The 20,431-nt window shown below is 68.0% G+C and carries 21 protein-coding genes and 1 tRNA gene; 21 read left to right on the top strand and 1 reads right to left on the bottom strand.

Features of this window, described 5'->3' with window-relative positions; translation table 11 throughout:
* Positions 1 to 50 precede the first annotated feature (50 nt).
* From trpB to JR064_RS01765, 6 genes are all read left to right on the top strand, one after another.
* A complete protein-coding gene (gene trpB / locus JR064_RS01790) occupies positions 51 to 1,268 on the top strand; it encodes a tryptophan synthase subunit beta (protein WP_206228592.1) in 1,218 nt (405 codons plus the stop codon).
* A complete protein-coding gene (locus tag JR064_RS01785; RefSeq protein WP_206228738.1) occupies positions 1,265 to 1,420 on the top strand; it encodes a hypothetical protein in 156 nt (51 codons plus the stop codon). The genes trpB and JR064_RS01785 overlap by 4 nt, the downstream gene beginning before the upstream one ends.
* Positions 1,417 to 2,232, top strand: a complete 816-nt coding sequence (gene trpA, locus JR064_RS01780; protein WP_206228591.1) for a tryptophan synthase subunit alpha — start codon at positions 1,417 to 1,419, stop codon at positions 2,230 to 2,232. Before JR064_RS01785 ends, trpA begins: the two co-directional genes overlap by 4 nt.
* A gap of 400 nt (positions 2,233 to 2,632) precedes the next feature.
* Positions 2,633 to 3,523, top strand: a complete 891-nt coding sequence (accD, locus tag JR064_RS01775; RefSeq protein WP_003467454.1) for an acetyl-CoA carboxylase, carboxyltransferase subunit beta — start codon at positions 2,633 to 2,635, stop codon at positions 3,521 to 3,523.
* 142 nt (positions 3,524 to 3,665) lie between these two features.
* Positions 3,666 to 5,015: a phosphoglucosamine mutase gene (gene glmM / locus JR064_RS01770; RefSeq protein ID WP_206228590.1), complete on the top strand. Its 1,350-nt coding sequence runs from the start codon at positions 3,666 to 3,668 to the stop codon at positions 5,013 to 5,015.
* 114 nt (positions 5,016 to 5,129) lie between these two features.
* Complete coding sequence (locus JR064_RS01765) at positions 5,130 to 6,068, top strand: isopenicillin N synthase family dioxygenase (protein ID WP_179563842.1); 939 nt, start codon at positions 5,130 to 5,132, stop codon at positions 6,066 to 6,068.
* Between the two features lie 120 nt (positions 6,069 to 6,188).
* Here JR064_RS01765 and JR064_RS01760 read toward each other — a convergent pair whose 3' ends face one another.
* Positions 6,189 to 6,986 carry an SDR family NAD(P)-dependent oxidoreductase gene (locus JR064_RS01760; RefSeq protein WP_191824713.1) on the bottom strand — a complete coding sequence of 266 codons (798 nt, stop codon included), beginning with the start codon at positions 6,984 to 6,986 and terminating at the stop codon, positions 6,189 to 6,191.
* Positions 6,987 to 7,113: 127 nt separating this feature from the next.
* Here JR064_RS01760 and tpiA point away from each other — a divergent pair, with 127 nt between their 5' ends.
* From tpiA to nuoL, 15 genes are all read left to right on the top strand, one after another.
* Positions 7,114 to 7,869 (top strand): triose-phosphate isomerase, encoded by a 756-nt coding sequence (tpiA, locus tag JR064_RS01755; RefSeq protein WP_206228589.1) that lies wholly within the window; start codon positions 7,114 to 7,116, stop codon positions 7,867 to 7,869.
* Positions 7,870 to 7,934: 65 nt separating this feature from the next.
* A complete protein-coding gene (secG, locus tag JR064_RS01750; protein WP_179563845.1) occupies positions 7,935 to 8,372 on the top strand; it encodes a preprotein translocase subunit SecG in 438 nt (145 codons plus the stop codon).
* Between the two features lie 48 nt (positions 8,373 to 8,420).
* Positions 8,421 to 8,505, top strand: a tRNA-Leu gene (locus tag JR064_RS01745).
* Positions 8,506 to 8,611: 106 nt separating this feature from the next.
* Positions 8,612 to 8,968, top strand: coding sequence for an NADH-quinone oxidoreductase subunit A (locus JR064_RS01740; RefSeq protein WP_179563846.1), 357 nt, complete (start codon positions 8,612 to 8,614; stop codon positions 8,966 to 8,968).
* On the top strand, positions 8,959 to 9,513 hold the full coding sequence (locus tag JR064_RS01735; RefSeq protein WP_003467428.1) for a NuoB/complex I 20 kDa subunit family protein: 555 nt from the start codon (positions 8,959 to 8,961) through the stop codon (positions 9,511 to 9,513). Before JR064_RS01740 ends, JR064_RS01735 begins: the two co-directional genes overlap by 10 nt.
* A 34-nt stretch (positions 9,514 to 9,547) precedes the next feature.
* Complete coding sequence (locus JR064_RS01730) at positions 9,548 to 10,297, top strand: NADH-quinone oxidoreductase subunit C (protein ID WP_179563847.1); 750 nt, start codon at positions 9,548 to 9,550, stop codon at positions 10,295 to 10,297.
* Positions 10,294 to 11,601: an NADH-quinone oxidoreductase subunit D gene (locus JR064_RS01725; RefSeq protein WP_145700762.1), complete on the top strand. Its 1,308-nt coding sequence runs from the start codon at positions 10,294 to 10,296 to the stop codon at positions 11,599 to 11,601. The genes JR064_RS01730 and JR064_RS01725 overlap by 4 nt, the downstream gene beginning before the upstream one ends.
* Positions 11,598 to 12,125 (top strand): NADH-quinone oxidoreductase subunit NuoE, encoded by a 528-nt coding sequence (nuoE, locus tag JR064_RS01720; RefSeq protein ID WP_179563848.1) that lies wholly within the window; start codon positions 11,598 to 11,600, stop codon positions 12,123 to 12,125. The genes JR064_RS01725 and nuoE overlap by 4 nt, the downstream gene beginning before the upstream one ends.
* A 5-nt stretch (positions 12,126 to 12,130) precedes the next feature.
* Positions 12,131 to 13,474, top strand: a complete 1,344-nt coding sequence (nuoF, locus tag JR064_RS01715) for an NADH-quinone oxidoreductase subunit NuoF (protein WP_145700758.1) — start codon at positions 12,131 to 12,133, stop codon at positions 13,472 to 13,474.
* Entirely contained in the window at positions 13,471 to 15,723 is a 2,253-nt protein-coding gene (gene nuoG, locus JR064_RS01710; protein WP_206228588.1) for an NADH-quinone oxidoreductase subunit NuoG, read from the top strand. Before nuoF ends, nuoG begins: the two co-directional genes overlap by 4 nt.
* Positions 15,720 to 16,811 carry an NADH-quinone oxidoreductase subunit NuoH gene (gene nuoH, locus JR064_RS01705; protein WP_179563850.1) on the top strand — a complete coding sequence of 364 codons (1,092 nt, stop codon included), beginning with the start codon at positions 15,720 to 15,722 and terminating at the stop codon, positions 16,809 to 16,811. Before nuoG ends, nuoH begins: the two co-directional genes overlap by 4 nt.
* Positions 16,812 to 16,814: 3 nt before the next feature.
* Positions 16,815 to 17,303 (top strand): NADH-quinone oxidoreductase subunit NuoI, encoded by a 489-nt coding sequence (gene nuoI, locus JR064_RS01700; RefSeq protein WP_003467418.1) that lies wholly within the window; start codon positions 16,815 to 16,817, stop codon positions 17,301 to 17,303.
* A 9-nt stretch (positions 17,304 to 17,312) separates the two neighbouring features.
* Positions 17,313 to 17,963: an NADH-quinone oxidoreductase subunit J gene (locus JR064_RS01695; protein WP_179563851.1), complete on the top strand. Its 651-nt coding sequence runs from the start codon at positions 17,313 to 17,315 to the stop codon at positions 17,961 to 17,963.
* Entirely contained in the window at positions 17,960 to 18,265 is a 306-nt protein-coding gene (gene nuoK / locus JR064_RS01690) for an NADH-quinone oxidoreductase subunit NuoK (RefSeq protein WP_179563852.1), read from the top strand. Before JR064_RS01695 ends, nuoK begins: the two co-directional genes overlap by 4 nt.
* A 7-nt stretch (positions 18,266 to 18,272) precedes the next feature.
* Positions 18,273 to 20,429: an NADH-quinone oxidoreductase subunit L gene (gene nuoL / locus JR064_RS01685; protein WP_206228587.1), complete on the top strand. Its 2,157-nt coding sequence runs from the start codon at positions 18,273 to 18,275 to the stop codon at positions 20,427 to 20,429.
* Positions 20,430 to 20,431 lie beyond the last annotated feature (2 nt).

The following is a 20,431-nucleotide window of genomic DNA, read 5'->3' as shown; positions in this document are numbered from 1 at the left end:
GGGCGACGCGTGCGCTAAAGTGCAGGCCTGTCCTACTTGCCGTGATCGCCATGTCCTCCGTTCCCATCAGCGACTTCCACGCCTACCCCGACGCCAACGGTCACTTCGGCCGCTACGGCGGCCGCTTCGTCGCCGAGACCCTGATCGGGCCGCTGCAGGAGCTGGCCGCGGCCTACGACCAGGCGCGCCAGGACCCGGCCTTCATCGCCGAGTACGACAAGGACCTGAAGCACTACGTCGGCCGGCCCAGCCCGATCTACCACGCCGAGCGGCTCAGCCGCGAAGTCGGCGGCGCGCAGATCCTGCTCAAGCGCGAGGACCTGAACCACACCGGCGCGCACAAGATCAACAACACCATCGGCCAGGCGCTGCTGGCCAGCCGCATGGGCAAGACCCGCATCATCGCCGAGACCGGCGCCGGCCAGCACGGCGTGGCCAGCGCCACGGTGGCCGCGCGGCTGGGCCTGGAGTGCGTGGTGTACATGGGCACCACCGACATCGAGCGGCAGAAGATCAACGTCTACCGGATGCAGCTGCTGGGCGCCCGGGTGGTACCGGTGACCTCCGGCTCGGCCACGCTCAAGGACGCGCTGAACGAGGCGATGCGCGACTGGGTGACCAACGTGCAGGACACCTTCTACATCATCGGCACCGTCGCCGGCCCGGATCCGTACCCGCGCATGGTGCGCGACTTCAACGCCATCGTCGGCCGCGAGGCGCGCGCGCAGATGCTCGAGGACTACGGCCGCCTGCCGGACGCGATCAGCGCCTGCGTCGGCGGCGGCAGCAACGCCATCGGCCTGTTCCACGCCTTCCTCAACGACCCGGGGGTGAAGATCTACGGCGCCGAAGCCGCCGGCGACGGCATCGCCACCGGCCGCCACGCCGCCTCGATCGCCGCCGGCCGCCCCGGCGTGCTGCACGGCAACCGCACCTACGTGATCTGCGACGACGACGGCCAGATCATCGAGACCCATTCGGTCTCCGCCGGCCTGGACTACCCGGGCGTTGGCCCCGAGCACGCGTTCCTGTCCGACAGCGGCCGCGCGGTCTACCAGGGCATCACCGACGACGAGGCGCTGGCCGCGTTCCACCTGCTGGCGCATACCGAGGGCATCCTCGCCGCGCTGGAATCCAGCCACGCGGTGGCGCAGACGATCAAGCTGGCGCGCGAGCTGCCCAAGGACGCGCTGGTGCTGTGCAACCTGTCCGGCCGCGGCGACAAGGACGTGCATACCATCGCCGCGCGCGAAGGCATGGTGCTGTGAACGAACCTGGCGACGACGGCAAGGATCGTTATCTGACTTGGCGCGACCCGCAACACGGGCTCGCGGTCCGCTACGACACCGGAGAAGGCAACGTGACATCGATGTGCTGGGGAAGCTGGGACGCCGTGCAACTGGTCGAGGGCTGCGCATGAGCCGCGCCGCGAACCGCATCGCCACGCGCTTCGATGCGCTGCGCCAGGCCGGGCGCAAGGCACTGATCCCGTTCGTCACCGCCGGCGATCCGTCGCTGGAGGCGACGCTGCCGGCGATGCACGCGCTGGTCGAGGCCGGCGCCGACGTGATCGAACTGGGCGTGCCGTTCTCCGACCCGATGGCCGACGGCCCCACCATCCAGCGCAGTTCCGAACGCGCCTTGGCGCGCGGCGCCGGCCTGGCCTATGTGCTGGAAACGGTCAGCGCGTTCCGCCGCGACGACGCGACCACGCCGGTGGTGCTGATGGGCTACCTCAACCCGGTCGAGATCCACGGCACCGCGCGTTTCGCCGAGGAGGCGGTGGCGGCCGGCGTGGACGGCGTGCTGCTGGTCGATCTGCCGCCGGAAGAGTCGGCCGAGACCCTGGCGATCTTCGCCGCCGCCGGCCTGGACCTGATCGTGCTGGCCTCGCCGACCACCAGCGACGCGCGTATCGGCCTGTTGTGCGATGCGGCGCGCGGCTACCTGTACTACGTCAGCTTCGCCGGCGTCACCGGTGCCGACCACCTCGACACCCGCGCCGCCGGCGACCGCCTGCGTCAGCTGCGCGCGCGTTCGCCGGTGCCGGTGGTGGCCGGGTTCGGGATCAAGGATGCGGCCAGCGCCAGGGCCATGGCGGTGGACGCCGACGGCGTGGTGGTCGGCAGCGCGCTGGTCGCGGCGCTGGCCGAGGCGGCCACCTTGGAGGCGGTGCGCGAACGCGCGCTGGCGTTCCTGGCGCCGCTGCGGCAGGCGCTGGACGAGGAGTGAGGGCTCGTATCCGTCGGCGGTCGGTGCCGTCCGGCGGCAAGGTCGGCAGGCGTCTGCGGTAGCGGCTCGGCTGCGGATTTTCTGGAGGCGAGGGGCAGCCTGCGCGGCTTCGCCCGTATCTTCGGCGTTGCGCCCGGTTCGCGCCAACAGCGCGGGCGCTTCACGGCACGCGCTGTTGGCGCGCAGGCCGTGCCCGCCCGCCCCGCCGGGAGGGGGGAGGCAAGCCCCCGCTTGCCATGCGACCCGATTGCGCGCCGGCAACGGGGCAGGGATGTTGCGGCGCATCAACCGGCGCGGCGCGGCGGCCCGCATGACCTCGTTGCGGCGCGATATCTGGCGGCGCGCTAGACTGTCGCCCCTTGGCGGCCTGGTGGGCCGCGCGACTGGATCGTCATTCCGCATGAGTTGGCTCAGCAAATTGATGCCCTCCGGCATCCGCACCGATAGCACGCCCAGCAAGAAGCGCAGCGTTCCCGAAGGCCTGTGGGAGAAGTGCCCCAACTGCAGCGCCGTGCTGTACCGGCCGGAGCTGGAGGAGAACCTGGAGGTGTGCCCGAAATGCGGCCACCACATGGCGATCCGCGCGCGCGCGCGCCTGGCCTCGCTGTTCGATCCGGACACCACGCCGACCGAGATCGGCGCGCGCCTTGGGCCGACCGACGCGCTGAAGTTCAAGGACCAGAAGAAGTACAGCGAACGCATCAAGATCTCGCAGAAGAGCACCGGCGAGTACGACGCGCTGATCGCGATGCAGGGCCTGCTCAAGGCGCAGCCGCTGGTCGCCGCCTCGTTCGATTTCGCCTTCATGGGCGGCTCGATGGGCTCGGTGGTCGGCGAGCGTTTCGCGCTGGCCGCGGAGACCGCGCTGCAGATCGGCGCGCCGTTCGTGTGCTTCTCCGCCAGCGGCGGCGCGCGCATGCAGGAAGGCCTGTTGTCGCTGATGCAGATGGCCAAGACCTCGGCCGCGCTCGGCCGCCTGCGCGAAGCCGGCCTGCCGTACGTGTCGGTGCTGACCCATCCGACCACCGGCGGCGTCTCGGCCAGCTTCGCCATGCTCGGCGACATCAACATCGCCGAGCCGCACGCGCTGATCGGCTTCGCCGGCCCGCGGGTGATCGAGCAGACCGTGCGCGAGACCCTGCCGGAAGGCTTCCAGCGCTCGGAGTTCCTGCTCGAGCACGGCGCCATCGACCAGATCTGCGACCGCCGCGAACTGCGCGACCGCCTGTCCGAACTGCTGGCGATGATGATGCGCCAGCCGGCCCCGGCGAAGACCGAGGTGGTGGCATGAAGGCCGGGAATCGGGAATCGGGAATCGGGAATCGTGGTGCCGCGCGGCGGATGGATTGCGCATCGAGCGCGCGCTTCGTCGGGCCGGCGCAATTCCCGGGCTTTGCCCCATTCCCGATTCCCTATTCCCCATTCCCAGCCGCATGAGCACTCGCAAGTACTTCGGCACCGACGGCATCCGCGGCCGGGTCGGACAGGGCGCCATTTCCGCCGATTTCGTGATGCGCCTGGGCAATGCGCTGGGCCGCGTGCTCGGCGCCGGCAGCGCCGGCACTGCGCGGCCGACGGTGGTGATCGGCAAGGACACGCGCATTTCCGGCTACATGTTCGAATCGGCGCTGGAGGCCGGGCTGGTCGCCGCCGGGGCCGACGTGCAGTTGCTCGGGCCGATGCCCACGCCGGCGGTGGCGTTCCTGACCCGCACGCTCGGCGCCGACGCCGGCATCGTGATCAGCGCTTCGCACAATCCGCACTACGACAACGGCATCAAGTTCTTTTCCGCCGAGGGCGAGAAGCTCGACGACGCCACCGAGAGCGCGATCGAAGCGGCGCTCGACGCGCCGTTCGCCACGGTGGAATCCGAGCGCCTGGGCAAGGCGATGCGCGCGCGCGACGCGATCGGCCGCTATATCGAGTTCTGCAAGGCCAGCGTGCCGCGCGGTTTCGACCTGCGCGGGCTGAAGGTGGTGCTGGACTGCGCGCACGGCGCGACCTACCACATCGCGCCGCTGCTGTTCCGCGAGTTGGGCGCCGAGGTGATCGCGATCGGCGCCGCGCCGGACGGGCTCAACATCAACGCCGGGGTCGGCTCGATGCACATCGACAACCTCGCCAGCAACGTGCGCCAGCATGGCGCGCAGTTGGGCATCGCCTTCGACGGCGACGGCGACCGGGTGCTGATGGCCGACGACCAGGGCAACCCGGTCGACGGCGACGACCTGCTGTACGTGCTGGCCTGCGGCTGGCAGGCCAGCGGCCGCCTGCGCGGGCCGGTGGTCGGCACGCTGATGACCAATTACGGGCTGGAACAGGCCCTGGCCGCGCTGCAGTTGCCGTTCCTGCGGGTCAAGGTCGGCGACCGCTACGTGCACCAGGCGCTGGTCGAGCACGGCGGCGTGCTCGGCGGCGAGACCTCCGGACACATGCTGTGCCTGGACCGCGCCACCACCGGCGACGCCATCGTCAGCGCGCTGCAGGTGCTGGAGGTGCTCAAGCGCTCGCGGCAGAGCCTGCGCCAGGCGCTGCAGGGCCTGCGCAAGGTGCCGCAGCAGACCGTCAACGTGCGCCTGCAGCAAGGCGCGCGCCCGGCCGAGGCGGCCAGCGTGCAGGCCGCGCTGGCCGCGGCGCAGGCGGCGGTGCAGGGCCGCGGGCGCGCGTTCCTGCGTCCGTCCGGCACCGAGCCGGTGGTGCGGGTCACGGTCGAGGCCGACGATGCCGCGCTGATGCGCGACACCCTGGAAAAACTCGCCGAGGCGGTCCGTGACGCGGCGTGAGTCGATCGCCATCGGCGTCGCGGTGGTCGTTGCCAAGGCGGCCACCTTCTACCTGCTGTACCGCCTGCTGATCTGATCGCGGCGTCTTTCCCTTTCACGACTACGGTTCCCGCCATGACTGCGCGCATCCCGACCCTGGACATCACCCGCTTCGACACCGACCGCGACGCCTTCGTCGCCGAACTGGGCGCGGCCTACCGCGAGTGGGGCTTCGCCGGCATCCGCAACCATGGCATCGCGCAGGCGCAGATCGATGCGGCCTATGGCGTGTTCAAGGCATTCTTCGCCTTGCCGGAGGAGGTCAAGCGCAAGTACCACGTGCCCGGCAGCGGTGGCGCGCGCGGCTATACCGCGTTCGGCGTGGAGACCGCCAAGGACTCCAAGCACTTCGACCTGAAGGAGTTCTGGCATATCGGCCGCGAGATCGGCGAGGATTCCAAGTATCGCGACGTCATGCTGCCGAACCTGTGGCCGAGCGAAGTGCCGGGCTTCCGCGAGCACGGCTACGGCCTGTACCAGGCGCTGGACCAGCTCGGCGCGCGCGTGCTCGCGGCGCTGGCGCTGCATATCGGCCTGCCCGAGCACTACTTCGCCGACAAGACCGATTCGGGCAACGCGATCCTGCGCCCGATCCACTACCCGCCGATCACCGCCGACGACATCCCCAACGTGCGTGCCGGCGCGCACGAGGACATCAACCTGATCACCCTGCTGGTCGGCGCCAGCGCCGCCGGCCTGGAAGTGAAGTCCAAGCAGGGCGAGTGGGTGCCGTTCACCTCCGACGCCGACACCATCGTGGTCAACATTGGCGACATGCTGCAGCGCCTGACCAACCACGTGTATCCCTCGACCACCCACCGCGTGGTCAACCCGCCGGGCGAACAGGCGCGGCAGCCGCGCTACTCGGTGCCGTTCTTCCTGCACCCGAACCCGGATTTCGTCATCGACGTGCTGCCGTCGTGCATCAGCGCCGACAACCCCAGTCGCTATCCCGAGCCGATCACCGCGCAGGGGTATCTGGAGGAGCGGTTGCGCGAGATCAAGCTGATTTGAAGCCGGGATTGGGGATTCGGGATTGGGGGTTCGCAAGAGCGGATTCCCGCGCTGGCGTTTGCGTCCGCGGTGCACGCCCCGGCTTTGCGAATCCCCAATCCCGAATCCCCAATCCCGGCCTCACAACGGCCTGATCCGCTGCGAGCCGCGCCGCATCGCTTTCAGCAGCAGCGCGTTCGGCAGCAATGCGACCAGGCCCAGCAGCGCGCGGTAGAACGCGCCCGGCACCACCCGCACGTGGCCGCGCTCGGCGCCGTCGATGCCGGCGCGCGCGACCGCGGCGGTCTGCAGCCAGGCCCAGCGCGGCAGCTTGTCCATCTGTTCGCGGGTGCCGGTCACGTCGTGGAATTCGGACCAGGTGAAACCCGGGCACAGCGCGCAGACGTTGACGCCGCGGTCGGCATTTTCCAGCGCCAGCGATTCGCTGAAGCGCAGCATGAAGCTCTTCGCCGCCGCATACAGGGTCTGCCCGTCGGCACCGGGCACCAGCGCGGCGAACGAGGCGACGTTGAGGATGCGGCCGTGGCCGCTGGCGCGCAGCGCTGGCAGCAGGCGCCAGGTCAGCTCGCAGACCGCGCCGACCATCACCTGCAGGAACGCGGCGTGGGTGGCCCAGTCGCTGTCGGGAAAGCGTCCCGGCACGCCGTAGCCGGCGTTGTTGACCAGGATCCGCACCGTCAGGCCGCGCCGTTCCAGTTCGGCCACCAGCGCGGCCGGTGCCGCCGGGTCGGCCAGGTCGGCGACCACGATCTGCACCGGCACCTGCGCGCGCAATTCTTCGGCCAGCGCCTGCAGCAGCGCCTCGCGCCGCGCGCTGAGGATCAACGGCACGCCGCGGCGCGCGTATTCGCGGGCGATCTCGCGGCCGATGCCGCTGGAGGCGCCGGTGATCAGGGCATGGCCGGAAGGCTGGGGCATGGCGGTCTCGCAGAGGCGGCAGAGGATGGGGCAGGGCGGCAGCGGACGCGGCGAAGCGCGGCGGCGGTGCCGGGCCTCACCGCGCATCGGCTATCCTTTCGGCACTTTTTCGCGGGAGAACGCGCCGATGCGACGCAAGATCGTAGCCGGAAACTGGAAGCTGCACGGCAACCGCCATTTCGCCACCGCGCTGGTGCATGAGGTGGCCACAGGCCTGCCCGCCGACGGCGTGGAGGTGGTGATCCTGCCGCCGCTGCCTTACCTGGGCGACCTGATCGAGGATTTCGAGGACCATGCGTTGCGCTTCGGCGCGCAGGACGTGAGCAGCAACGAGAAGGGCGCCTACACCGGCGAGGTGTCGGCGGCGATGCTGGTCGATGTCGGGGCCGAGTACGGCCTGGTCGGACATTCGGAGCGGCGCCAGTACCATCACGAGAACAGCGAGCTGGTCGCGCGCAAGTTCGCCGCGGCGCTGCATGCCGGGCTGATCCCGATCCTGTGCGTGGGCGAGACCCTGGAGCAGCGCGAGGCCGGCCAGACTGAATCGGTCATCGCCGCGCAGCTGGCGCCGGTGCTGGCGCTGGTCGGCGCGCAGGGCTTCGCCCAGGCCGTGGTCGCCTACGAGCCGGTGTGGGCGATCGGCACCGGGCGCACCGCCAGCCCGGCCCAGGCGCAGGCGGTACACGCCTTCATCCGTGGCGAAGTCGCCGCCCACGATGCTAGAATCGCTGATTCGCTGCCGCTCCTGTATGGGGGCAGCGTCAAGCCCGACAACGCCGCCGAGCTGTTCGCGCAGCCGGACGTCGATGGCGGGCTGGTCGGCGGCGCTTCGCTGGTCGCCCAGGATTTCCTGGCCATCGCGCGAGCGGCGGCCGCCCGTTAACCGAACGGTCGCCGTGCTGGCGGCCGCTCGCTACTCAAGTCGCAACTGTCCGGACGGATTTCGAAATGCTGATGGTCATCCTCAATGTGGTCTACGTGCTGGTGGCGATCGCGATGATCGCGCTCATCCTGATGCAGCGCGGTTCCGGCGCGGCGGCGGGGTCGGGCTTCGGCGCGGGTGCGTCCGGCACCGTGTTCGGATCGCGCGGCGCGTCCAACTTCCTGTCCAAGTCGACCAAGTGGCTGGCGGTGGTGTTCTTCGGCATCAGCCTGTTCATGGCCTGGTATGCCGGCCACAGCGCGCGCCCGGCCGCGGAGGCCAACCTCGGCGTGATGTCGCAGGCCGCGACCCCGTCGCCGGCGGCACCGGCCGGCGAGCTGCAGATCCCGCAGGCCCCGGCCTCGACCGCGCCGGCCGCCGCCGCACCTGCCGCTGCGGTGCCCGCGCAGCAGGCGCCGGAAAATGCACAACAAAAGTCGCCTGCCCCATCGCAGAAAGACTGAAGACGGTTACAATATGTTGCGCGGCGGGATGCTGCGCGCGATACGCAAGCCCAGGTGGCGGAATTGGTAGACGCACTACCTTGAGGTGGTAGCGACTTAGGTCGTAGGGGTTCGAGTCCCCTCTTGGGCACCATTGTTTGGCTACGGTTTCTGGGCAGGAACGTCATGTTCTTGCCGGAAGATCGTCTATCCCATGCCTGCGCGGCACGCGCGCGGGCACAGGCAAGAGAGAATTGCGAGTGCTGGCCGAATATTTGCCCACCCTACTGTTTCTGATCGTGGCCACCGGAATCGGCGTCGCGCTGATGCTGGTGGGGCGGTTCCTCGGTCCCCGGCGTCCCGACGCGAAGAAGCTCTCGCCCTACGAGTGCGGCTTCGAGGCCTTCGAGGACGCGCGCATGAAGTTCGACGTGCGCTACTACCTGATCGCGATCCAGTTCATCGTCTTCGATCTGGAAATCATCTTCATCGTGCCGTGGACGCAGGTGTTCATGGACCTGGGCGCTCGCTCCCTGGTCACCATGGGCCTGTTCGTCGGCATGCTGTTCCTCGGTTTTATCTACGTGTGGAAGAAGGGAGCGCTGGAATGGGAGTGATTCAGACCCTGGATCGCCTGATGACCAACCCGATCCCGGAAGGGCGGGTGGACGACATCCTGCGTCCCGAAGGCGAGAACCCGTTGCTCGAGAAGGGCTACGTGACCACCAGCGTCGATGCGCTGCTGAACTGGGCGCGCACCGGCTCGATGTGGCCGATGACCTTCGGCCTGGCCTGCTGCGCGGTGGAGATGATGCACGCCGGCGCCGCGCGCCTGGACCTGGACCGCTACGGCGTGGTGTTCCGCCCGTCGCCGCGCCAGTCCGACGTGATGATCGTCGCCGGCACCCTGGTCAACAAGATGGCTCCGGCGCTGCGCAAGGTCTACGACCAGATGCCGGACCCGAAGTGGGTGATCTCGATGGGCAGCTGCGCCAACGGCGGCGGCTACTACCACTATTCGTATTCGGTGGTGCGCGGTTGCGACCGCATCGTGCCGGTGGACATCTACGTCCCGGGCTGCCCGCCGACCGCCGAAGCGCTGGTCTACGGCATCTTGCAGCTGCAGAAGAAGATCTGGCGAACCCAGACCATCGCGCGCTGATTCCTCTTACTTCTTAAGAGCACGCCAAGCCCCCATGGCAGAGCAAGCATCTTCCTTTAGCGACCGACTCGGCGCCCGTTTCCCCGGCAGCCAGGTGTTCGTGGTCCTCCCGCGTGGCGAAGTCACCCTGGAAGTGCCGGCCGACGCCTGGCACGCCACCTGCCTGGCGCTGCGCGACGAGTTCGGTTTCGAACAGTTGTCCGACCTGTGCGGCGTGGACTACCTGGGCTACGGCAGCGACGAGTGGGATACCGCCGACGTGTCGTCGCAGGGCTTCAGCCGCGGCGTCGAAGGCAAGGGCATGGGCCGTTTCGCCTGGGGCGAGTTCCCCAGCGGCGAGACCGCCGGCGACATCCAGCCGCTGCCGGTGCCGCAGCAGCGTTATGCGGTGCTCGCGCAGCTGATCTCCTATCGACACAACCAGCGCCTGCGCGTGCGCTGCTATGCGCCGAACGAAGACCTGCCGGTGGTGGCCTCGGTCACCGACATCTGGCCGGGCGCGAACTGGTTCGAGCGCGAGGCGTTCGACCTGTTCGGCGTGGTCTTCGCCGGCCACCCGGACCTGCGCCGCATCCTCACCGACTACGGTTTCGTCGGCCATCCGTTCCGCAAGGATTTCCCGCTGATCGGCAACGTCGAAGTGCGCTACGACGAAGAGAAACAGCGCGTGGTCTACGAGCCGGTGACCTCGGTCGAGCCGCGCGTCGGCGTGCCGCGCGTGATCCGCGACGATGCGCGCTACCAGACCGCCGCGGGCGAAGCATTCAAGGAGCCCGCCAAGTGAGCGAGTACCACCAGGCGCACGACGCCTTCGCCAGCAATCCCGCCGAAGCCAGGCAGGAGATCCGCAACTACACCATGAACTTCGGCCCGCAGCATCCGGCCGCGCATGGTGTGCTGCGCCTGATCCTGGAAATGGACGGCGAGACCGTGGTCCGCGCCGATCCGCATATCGGCCTGCTGCACCGTGGCACCGAGAAGCTGGCCGAATCCAAGCCGTTCAACCAGTCGATCGGCTACATGGACCGCCTCGACTACGTGTCGATGATGTGCAACGAACACGCCTATGTGCGCGCGATCGAGACCCTGATGGGGATCGAGGCGCCGGAGCGCGCGCAGTACATCCGCACCATGTTCGACGAGATCACCCGCATCCTGAACCACCTGATGTGGGTCGGCTCCAACGGCCTGGACCTGGGCGCGATGGCGGTGATGCTGTACGCGTTCCGCGAGCGCGAAGAGCTGATGGACTGCTATGAGGCGGTGTCGGGCGCGCGCATGCACGCGACCTACTACCGGCCCGGCGGCGTGTATCGCGACCTGCCGGACCGCATGCCCAAGTACAAGGAATCGCGCTGGCACAAGGGCAATGCGCTGAAGCGGCTCAACGCCGCGCGCGAAGGCTCGCTGCTCGACTTCCTGGAAGACTTCACCAACACCTTCCCGGGCCGGGTCGACGAATACGAGACCCTGCTCACCGACAACCGCATCTGGAAGCAGCGCACCGTCGGCATCGGCGTGGTCACGCCGGAGCAGGCCTACGGCTGGAGCATGACCGGGGTGATGCTGCGCGGCTCGGGCATCGAGTGGGACCTGCGCAAGAAGCAGCCCTACGCCAAGTACGACGCGGTGGATTTCGACATCCCGGTCGGCACCAACGGCGACTGCTACGACCGCTACCTGGTGCGCGTGGCCGAGATGCGCGAATCCAACCGCATCATCCAGCAGTGCGTGAAGTGGCTGAAGGCCAATCCGGGCCCGGTGATGGTCGAGAACTTCAAGGTCGCCCCGCCCAAGCGGGCGGAAATGAAGGACGACATGGAAGCCTTGATCCATCACTTCAAGCTGTTCAGCGAAGGCTATTGCGTGCCGGCCGGCGAGACCTATTGCGCGGTCGAGGCGCCGAAGGGCGAGTTCGGCTGCTACCTGGCGTCCGACGGCGCCAACAAGCCGTTCCGCGTGCACCTGCGTGCGCCGGGCTTCGCCCATCTGTCCTCGATGGACGCGATCGTGCGCGGGCACATGCTGGCCGACGTGGTGGCGATGATTGGTACCTATGATCTGGTGTTTGGTGAGGTCGACCGATGAAGGCGACAGGTAATTTCGAAGCGGCGCGCGACGTCGATCCGATGCTGGTGCTGAGCGACAAGACGCGCGCGCACATCGATCACTGGCTGGCCAAGTTCCCGCCGGACCGCAAGCGTTCGGCGGTGCTGCAGGGCCTGCACGCCGCGCAGGAGCAGAACCAGGGCTGGCTGACCGACGAGCTGATCGTCGGCGTGGCCAAGTACCTGGAGCTGCCGCCGGTGTGGGCCTACGAGGTCGCCAGCTTCTACTCGATGTTCGAGACCGAGAAGGTCGGCCGCAACAACGTCGCCTTCTGCACCAACATCAGCTGCTGGCTCAACGGCGCCGAGGACCTGGTCGCGCATGCGGAGAAGAAGCTCGGCTGCAAGCTGGGCCAGTCCACCGCCGATGGCCGCGTCTACCTCAAGCGCGAAGAAGAATGCCTTGCCGGCTGCGCCGGCGCGCCGATGATGGTGATCAACGGCCACTATCACGAGCACTTGACCAAGGACAAGGTCGACGCGCTGCTGGACGGGTTGGAGTAACGGCAATGGCACAGCATCCCCACGCTCCCACCGGTCCGGTCGGCCCTGCGCCGCTGCCGCACCAGGTGGTGTACACCACACTGCACTACGACACCCCGTGGTCGTACGAGAGCTACCTGAAGACCGGTGGCTACGCCGCCCTGCGCAAGATCCTCGAAGAGAAGATCGCGCCGGAGCAGGTGATCGAGATGGTCAAGCAGTCGAACCTGCGCGGCCGCGGCGGCGCCGGCTTCCCGACCGGCCTGAAGTGGTCGTTCATGCCCAAGGGCGCGCCGCAGAAATACATCCTGTGCAACTCGGACGAGTCCGAGCCGGGCACCTGCAAGGACCGCGACATCCTGCGCTACAACCCGCATTCGGTGGTGGAGGGCATGGCCATCGCCTGCTACGCCACCGGCAGCACGGTCGGCTACAACTACCTGCGCGGCGAGTTCCACCACGAGCCGTTCGAGCACTTCGAGCAGGCCCTGGCGGACGCCTATTCCAACGGCTGGCTGGGCAAGAACGTGCTCGGCAGCGGCGTGGACATCGACATCTACGGCGCGCTCGGCGCCGGCGCCTACATCTGCGGCGAAGAGACCGCGCTGATGGAGTCGCTGGAAGGCAAGAAGGGCCAGCCGCGCTACAAGCCGCCGTTCCCGGCCAACTTCGGCCTGTACGGCAAGCCGTCGACGATCAACAACACCGAGACCTACGCGTCGGTGCCGGCGATCATCCGCAACGGCCCGGAATGGTTCCTGGGCCTGAGCAAGACCAAGAACGGCGGGCCGAAGATCTTCTCGGTCTCCGGTTGCGTGCAGAAGGGCGGTAACTTCGAGGTACCGCTGGGCACCACCTTCGACGAACTGCTGGAGATGGCCGGCGGCCTCAAGCCGGGCCGCACGCTGAAGGGCGCGGTGCCGGGCGGCGTGTCGATGCCGGTGCTGAAGGCCGAGCAGCTCAAGGGCCTGCAGATGGACTACGACACCCTGCGCGCGCTGGGCACCGGCCTGGGCTCGGGCGCCATCGTGGTGCTCGATGACAGCGTGTGCTGCGTCAAGTTCGCCTGCCGCATCTCGCAGTTCTTCCACAAGGAATCCTGCGGCCAGTGCACCCCGTGCCGCGAGGGCACCGGCTGGATGCACCGCGTGCTCGAGCGCATCGTCGCCGGCAAGGCCACGATGGAAGACCTGCACCAGTTGAGGACGGTGGCCGGCCAGATCGAAGGCCACACCATCTGCGCGTTCGGTGAAGCGGCGGCATGGCCCATCCAGGGCTTCCTGCGCCAGTTCTGGGACGAATTCGAGTACTACATCGTCAACGGTCATTCGATGGTTGACGGCAAGAAGGTGGAGGCAGCCGCCGCATGAGCGCGCAACCCAACAATCCTGGCGTGACCCCGGCCGTGGTGCCGGAGGGACATGTGACCGTCGAGATCGACGGCCAGTCCCTGGTCGTGCCCAAGGGCTCGATGATCATCCAGGCGGCCGACAAGGCCGGCATTCCGATCCCGCGCTTCTGCTACCACGAGAAGCTGCCGATCGCGGCCAACTGCCGCATGTGCCTGGTCGATGTGGAGAAGTCGCCGAAGCCGTCGCCGGCCTGCGCGACGCCGGTGATGGACGGCATGAAGGTCGCCACGCGCAGCGAGAAGGCGCTCAAGTACCAGCGCAGCGTGATGGAATTCCTGCTGATCAACCACCCGCTGGATTGCCCGATCTGCGATCAGGGCGGCGAGTGCGAGCTGCAGGACGTGTCGCTGGGCTACGGCCGCTCGGTCAGCCGCTTCAACGAGCGCAAGCGCGTGGTGGCCGACGAGGACATCGGTCCGCTGGTCGCCACCGAGATGACCCGCTGCATCCAGTGCACGCGCTGCGTGCGCTTCACCGCGGACATCGCCGGCACCTACGAGCTGGGCGGCATGTACCGCGGCGAGAACCTGCAGATCGGCACCTACGACGGCAAGCCGCTGACCACCGAGCTGTCGGGTAACGTCATCGACGTGTGCCCGGTCGGCGCGCTGACCAACAAGGTGTTCCAGTTCCGCGCGCGTCCCTGGGAACTGACCGCGCGCGAATCGCTCGGCTACCACGACGCGATGGGTTCCAACCTGTTCCTGCACGTGCGCCGCGGCGAAGTGCTGCGCACCGTGCCGCGCGACAACGAGGCGGTCAACGAGTGCTGGCTGTCCGACCGCGACCGCTATTCGCACCAGGGCCTGTACGCGGCCGACCGCGCCACCCGGCCGCTGCGCAAGATCGACGGCCAGTGGCAGGAAGTGTCCTGGGCCGATGGCCTGGCCGCCGCCGCCGACATCCTGAACAGCAACCGCGGCGATGCGCTGGGCGTGCTCGCGCACCCGGCCACCTCCAACGAGGAAGGCGCCTTGCTGGCGCGCCTGGCCGATGGCCTGGGCAGCGGCAACCTGGACCACCGCATCGGCAACCGCGATTTCTCCGATGCCGCCGTGGCCGAGCCGTTCGCGGTGCCGCTGGCGCAGATCGAGCAGGCCGACGTGATCGTGGTGCTGGGCAGCAACCTGCGGCACGAGCTGCCGCTGCTGCACGCGCGCATCCGCAAGGCGCGGATGCAGCGCCAGGCGCGTGTGTACTCGATCAACCCGGTCGATTTCGATTTCGCCTTCGACCAGGCCGGCAAGCAGATCGTGGCCCCGTCCGGTTTCGCCGCCGCGCTCGCCGATGCGGCGCTGCGCGAGGCGGTGCAGGGCGCAGACGGGCGTGCGGTGCTGATCGTCGGCGCGCTGGTCGAGAACCATCCGCAGGCCGCCGCGCTGCGCACCGCCGCGCGCGACTTCGCCGCTGCCACCGGCGCGGCGCTGTGCCGCGTGCCGCAGGGCGCCAATGCGGTGGGCCTGACCAAGCTGGGCGTGCTGCCGAGCGCGCGCGACGTGGCCGGCATGTTCGCCGAGCCGCGCAGCGCCTATGTGCTCTACGGCATCGAGCCGGGCCTGGACTTCGCCGATGCCGGCGCCGCGCGCGCCGCGCTGGGTGCGGCCAAGGTGGTGGCGTTCAGCCAGTTCGCCTGCGCCTCCACCCGCGATGTCGCCGATGTGATCCTGCCGATCGGCGCGCTGCCGGAAATCGATGCGACGCTGACCAACCTGGACGGCGTCGAGCAGCTGGCGCGTGCCGCCGGCAAGCTGCCGGACCAGGCGCGCGAAGGCTGGCGGGTGCTGCGTGCACTCGGCGGCGAACTGCAGCTGGCCGGCTTCGACTTCACCGACCTGGCCGGCCTGCGTGCCGGCGTGCAGCCGCGCAGCGTGAGCCTGCGCGGTTCGGCGCAGGGCGCGGCGGCGGGCGAGGGCATCGAAGTGGCGGCGACGCCGGCGATCTACCGCACCGATGCGGTGGTGCGCCGTGCGCCCGCGCTGCAGGCGCATCCGCTCAACGACGCGCCGGCGATCCGCCTGCATCCCGAGCATGCCGCGCAACTGGGCGTGGCCGCCGGGCAGGTGGTCAAGGTCGGCAACGCCGTCGGCAACGCGACGCTGCCGGTGGTGCTGGATCCGCGTGTCGCGGCAGGGGTGGCCTGGATCGAATCCGGCCATGGTGCGACGGCGCCGATCGGTGCCGGCCGGGTAACGGTGGTGGCTGCATGAACGAGATGCTGTTGAACGTGGTCGATCCGCTGCACCAGTGGTTCGTCGGCCTGGGCGCGATCGGCGTGGTCCTGTGGATCGTGCTGAAGATCCTGCTGATCGCCATGCCGGTGATCATCTCGGTGGCGTTCTACGTGGTCTGGGAGCGCAAGCTGATCGGCTGGATGCACGTGCGCCACGGACCGATGTACGTGGGCATGGGCATCTTCCAGGCCTTCGCCGACGTGTTCAAGCTGCTGTTCAAGGAAATCATCCAGCCCAGCAGCTCGCACAAGGCGATGTTCGTGATCGCGCCGCTGATCACCCTGGCGCCGGCGTTCGCGGCCTGGGCGGTGGTGCCGTTCGACGCCAAGCTGGTGCTGTCCAACGCCAACGCCGGCCTGCTGTACCTGCTGGCGATGACCTCGCTGGGCGTGTACGGCATCATCCTGGCCGGCTGGGCGTCCAACTCCAAGTATGCGTTCCTGGGCGCGATGCGCTCGGCCGCGCAGGTGGTCAGCTACGAGATCGCGATGGGCTTCGCCCTGGTCGGGGTGATGATCGCCGCCGGCAGCCTCAACCTGAGCACGATCGTGGCGGCGCAGGCCGGCAACTCCGGCTTCTTCGACTGGTTCCTGGTGCCGCTGTTCCCGCTGTTCATCGTGTACTGGGTGTCCGGCGTGGCCGAGACCAACCGCGCGCCGTTCGACGTGGTCGAGGGCGAGTCGGAAATCGTCGCCGGGCACATGGTCGAATATTCGGGTGGCGCGTTCGCGCTGTTCTTCCTGGCCGAATACGCCAACATGATCCTGGTCAGCTTCCTGGTCTCGATCTTCTTCCTGGGCGGCTGGCTGAGCCCGATCCAGGGCTGGGTCACGGCGGACATCTCGCCGTGGGTCAACTGGATCTGGACCGGCGGCTGGCCGTGGCTGCTGATGAAGGTGTTGTTCTTCGCCAGCGCCTACATCTGGTTCCGCGCCAGCTTCCCGCGCTACCGCTACGACCAGATCATGCGCCTGGGCTGGAAGGTGTTCATTCCGCTGACGATCGTGTGGATCGCGGTGACGGCATTGATGGTGTTCTACGGCGTGATCCACAAGGGCGTGTAAGCGATGAATAAAGTCACCCATTACTTCAAGAGCCTGCTGCTGCTCGAGCTGCTCGGCGGCCTGTGGCTGACCCTGAAGTACACGTTCCGTCCCAAGTACACCGTGCTGTACCCGATGGAGAAGTTCCCGCAGTCGGTGCGCTTCCGCGGCCTGCACGCGCTGCGCCGCTATCCCAACGGCGAGGAACGCTGCATCGCCTGCAAGCTGTGCGAGGCGGTGTGCCCGGCGTTGGCGATCACCATCGATTCGGCCAAGCGCGAGGACGGCACCCGCCGCACCACGCGCTACGACATCGACCTGTTCAAGTGCATCTACTGCGGTTTCTGCGAGGAAAGCTGTCCGGTGGACTCGATCGTGGAAACCCACGTGCTCGAGTACCACTTCGAGAACCGCGGCGAGAACATCGTCACCAAGCCGCAGCTGCTGGCGATCGGAGACCGGCTCGAAGCCGAGATCGCCGAGCGCCGCGCCGCCGACGCCGCCTTCCGCTGAGGTCCCGAAATGGATTGGGTAAATATCGCTTTCTGGATCTTCGCCACCATCGCCGCGGTCTCCGCCGGCGCGGTGATCAGCGTGCGCAACTCCGTGTACGCGGTGCTGTGCCTGATCCTGACCTTCTTCTCCATCGCCTGCGTGTGGCTGCTGGTGGGCGCCGAGTTCCTCGGCGTGACCCTGGTGCTGGTCTATGTCGGCGCGGTGATGGTGCTGTTCCTGTTCGTGGTGATGATGCTCGACATCGATACCGCGCGGCTGCGCCAGGGCTGGGTGCGCTACCTGCCGGTCGGGCTGGTGGTGGCGGTGGCGATGCTGGTGCAGATGGTCACCCTGATCGGGGTCAAGGCGCGCACCGCCACCCCGTTCCCGGCCGACAACGCCGCTGCGCAGGCCGCCGACACCTCCAACATCACCTGGCTGGCCAAGACCCTGTTCACCCAGTTCCTGCTGCCGTTCGAATTCGCCGCGATCATCCTGACCGTGGCGGTGGTGGCGGCAGTGATGCTGACCCTGCGCAAGCGCACCGGCATCAAGACCCAGAACCCGGGTGAGCAGGCGCGGGTCAAGGCCGGCGACCGCTTGCGCATCGTCAAGATGGATGCCGAAACGCCCACGCTGCACACCCCGGCTCCGGCGCCGCAGGAGGGCCAGCCATGATCACCCTAGGCCACATGCTGGCGCTCGGCGCGGTGCTGTTCTGCATCAGCCTGGCCGGCATCTTCCTCAACCGCAAGAACGTCATCGTGCTGCTGATGTCGATCGAGCTGATGCTGCTGTCGGTCAACATCAACTTCGTCGCGTTCTCGCGTGAACTCGGCGACGCCGCCGGCCAGCTGTTCGTGTTCTTCATCCTGACCGTGGCCGCGGCCGAGGCCGCCATCGGCCTCGCCATCCTGGTGACGCTGTTCCGTACCCGCCACACGATCAACGTGGCCGAAGTCGATTCGCTGAAGGGCTGACCCGTAGATGGAAATCACTCTCTCCAAGAGTCTGCTGATCGCGGTGGTGCTTGCGCCGCTGGTCGGCAGCATCGTCGCCGGCCTGTTCGGTCGCCAGGTCGGCCGCAAGGGCGCCCAGTCCGTCACCATCCTCGGCGTGGCGATCAGCTGTGCGCTGTCGTGCTGGACCCTGTACCAGCTGGTCGGGCAGGGCGCGTCGCCGTTCAACCAGAACCTGTACACCTTCTTCGAGGTCGGCCACTACTCGGCCCACGTCGGCTTCATGGTCGATCGGCTGACCGCGATGATGATGGTGGTGGTGACCTTCGTATCGCTGCTGGTGCACATCTACACCATCGGCTACATGGCCGAGGATCCCGGCTACCAGCGCTTCTTCAGCTACATCTCGCTGTTCACCTTCTCGATGCTGAGCCTGGTGATGAGCAACAACTTCCTGCAGCTGTTCTTCGGCTGGGAAGCGGTGGGCCTGGTGTCGTACCTGCTGATCGGATTCTGGTTCAAGCGGCCGAGCGCGGTGTTCGCCAACATGAAGGCGTTCCTGGTCAACCGCGTCGGCGACTTCGGCTTCATCCTCGGCATCGCCGGCGTGCTGCTGTGGTTCGGCACGCTCGACTACGCCAGCGTGTTCGCCAACGCCACGGCGGTGCTCGGCAGCGAGGCGGCCGGCGGCCTGGCCCAGGTGCAGCTGTTCCAGGGCCACCCGTGGAACGTGGCGACGATCATCTGCATCTGCCTGTTCATCGGCGCGATGGGCAAGTCGGCGCAGGTGCCGTTGCACGTGTGGCTGCCCGACTCGATGGAAGGCCCGACCCCGATCTCGGCGCTGATCCACGCCGCGACCATGGTCACCGCCGGCATCTTCATGGTGGCGCGCATGTCGCCGCTGTTCGAACTGTCGGAAACCGCGCTGAACTTCGTGCTGTTCATCGGCGCCACGACTGCGTTCTTCACCGGCCTGATCGGCATCGTGCAGAACGACATCAAGCGCGTGGTCGCCTACTCGACGCTGTCGCAGCTGGGCTACATGACCGTGGCGCTGGGCGTGTCGGCGTACTCGGCGGCGGTGTTCCACCTGATGACCCACGCCTTCTTCAAGGCGCTGCTGTTCCTGGCCGCCGGCTCGGTGATCGTCGGCATGCACCACGAGCAGGACATGCGCAAGATGGGCGGCCTGCGCAAGTACATGCCGGTCACCTACTGGACCAGCGTGATCGGCACCCTGGCCCTGGTCGGTACCCCGTTCTTCGCCGGCTTCTATTCCAAGGACACGATCATCGAGGCGGCGCAGCACCATGCGCACGAGTCGCACAACTGGATCGCGACCTACGGCTACTGGGCGGTACTCGGCGGCGTGCTGATCACCAGCTTCTACAGCTTCCGCCTGCTGTTCCTGACCTTCCACGGCAAGGAACGCTTCCGCGATGCGCATGCGCACGACGCGCACGCGCACCACGACAGCGCGCATGCCGACGCGCACGACACGCATGCGCACGACGAGCACGCCCACGACGACCACGGCCACCATGGCGCGCACGAGCCGCACGAGTCGCCGTGGGTGGTGACGGTGCCGCTGGTGCTGCTGGCGATCCCGTCGATCGCGATCGGCTTCTTCACCATCGGCCCAATGCTGTTCGGCACCGATTGGGCGGGGCACCATGCCGCGGTGGCGATCAAGGGCCAGGCGGTCGGTTTCTTCAGCGGCATCATCGACTTCTACAACCCGGCGCGCGACAGCGTCGGCGCGCTGGCCGAGGAGTTCCACGGCCCGGTCGCGTTCGCGTTGCACGGCCTGACCCAGCCGCCGTTCTTCCTGACCCTGGCCGGCTTCGCCCTGGCCTGGATCCTGTACCTGTGGAAGCCCGAGCTGGCGGCGAAGGCGCGCAAGACGTTCTCGCTGCCGGTGTGGATCCTCGAGAACAAGTACGGTTTGGACAAGCTCTGGATCGACGGCTTCGCCGGTGGCGGCCTGCGCCTCGGCAAGGTGTCGCGTGCGGTGGATACGCATGTCGTGGACGGCGTCATGGTCAACGGCACCGCGCGCGTGATCGACCTGGCGGCCAACCTGCTGCGTCGCACGCAATCCGGTTTCCTCTATCACTACGCCTTCGCGATGATCATCGGTCTCATTGCCCTGTTGGGCGTGCTGATGCATTTCTGGCGTTGACC

Origin of the sequence: Xanthomonas bonasiae, assembly GCF_017163705.1 — a bacterium.
Taxonomy (GTDB): Bacteria; Pseudomonadota; Gammaproteobacteria; order Xanthomonadales; family Xanthomonadaceae; genus Xanthomonas_A; species Xanthomonas_A bonasiae.
The sequence above is the reverse complement of the archived record's forward strand: the minus strand, read 5'-3'. Positions and strand labels throughout refer to the sequence as shown.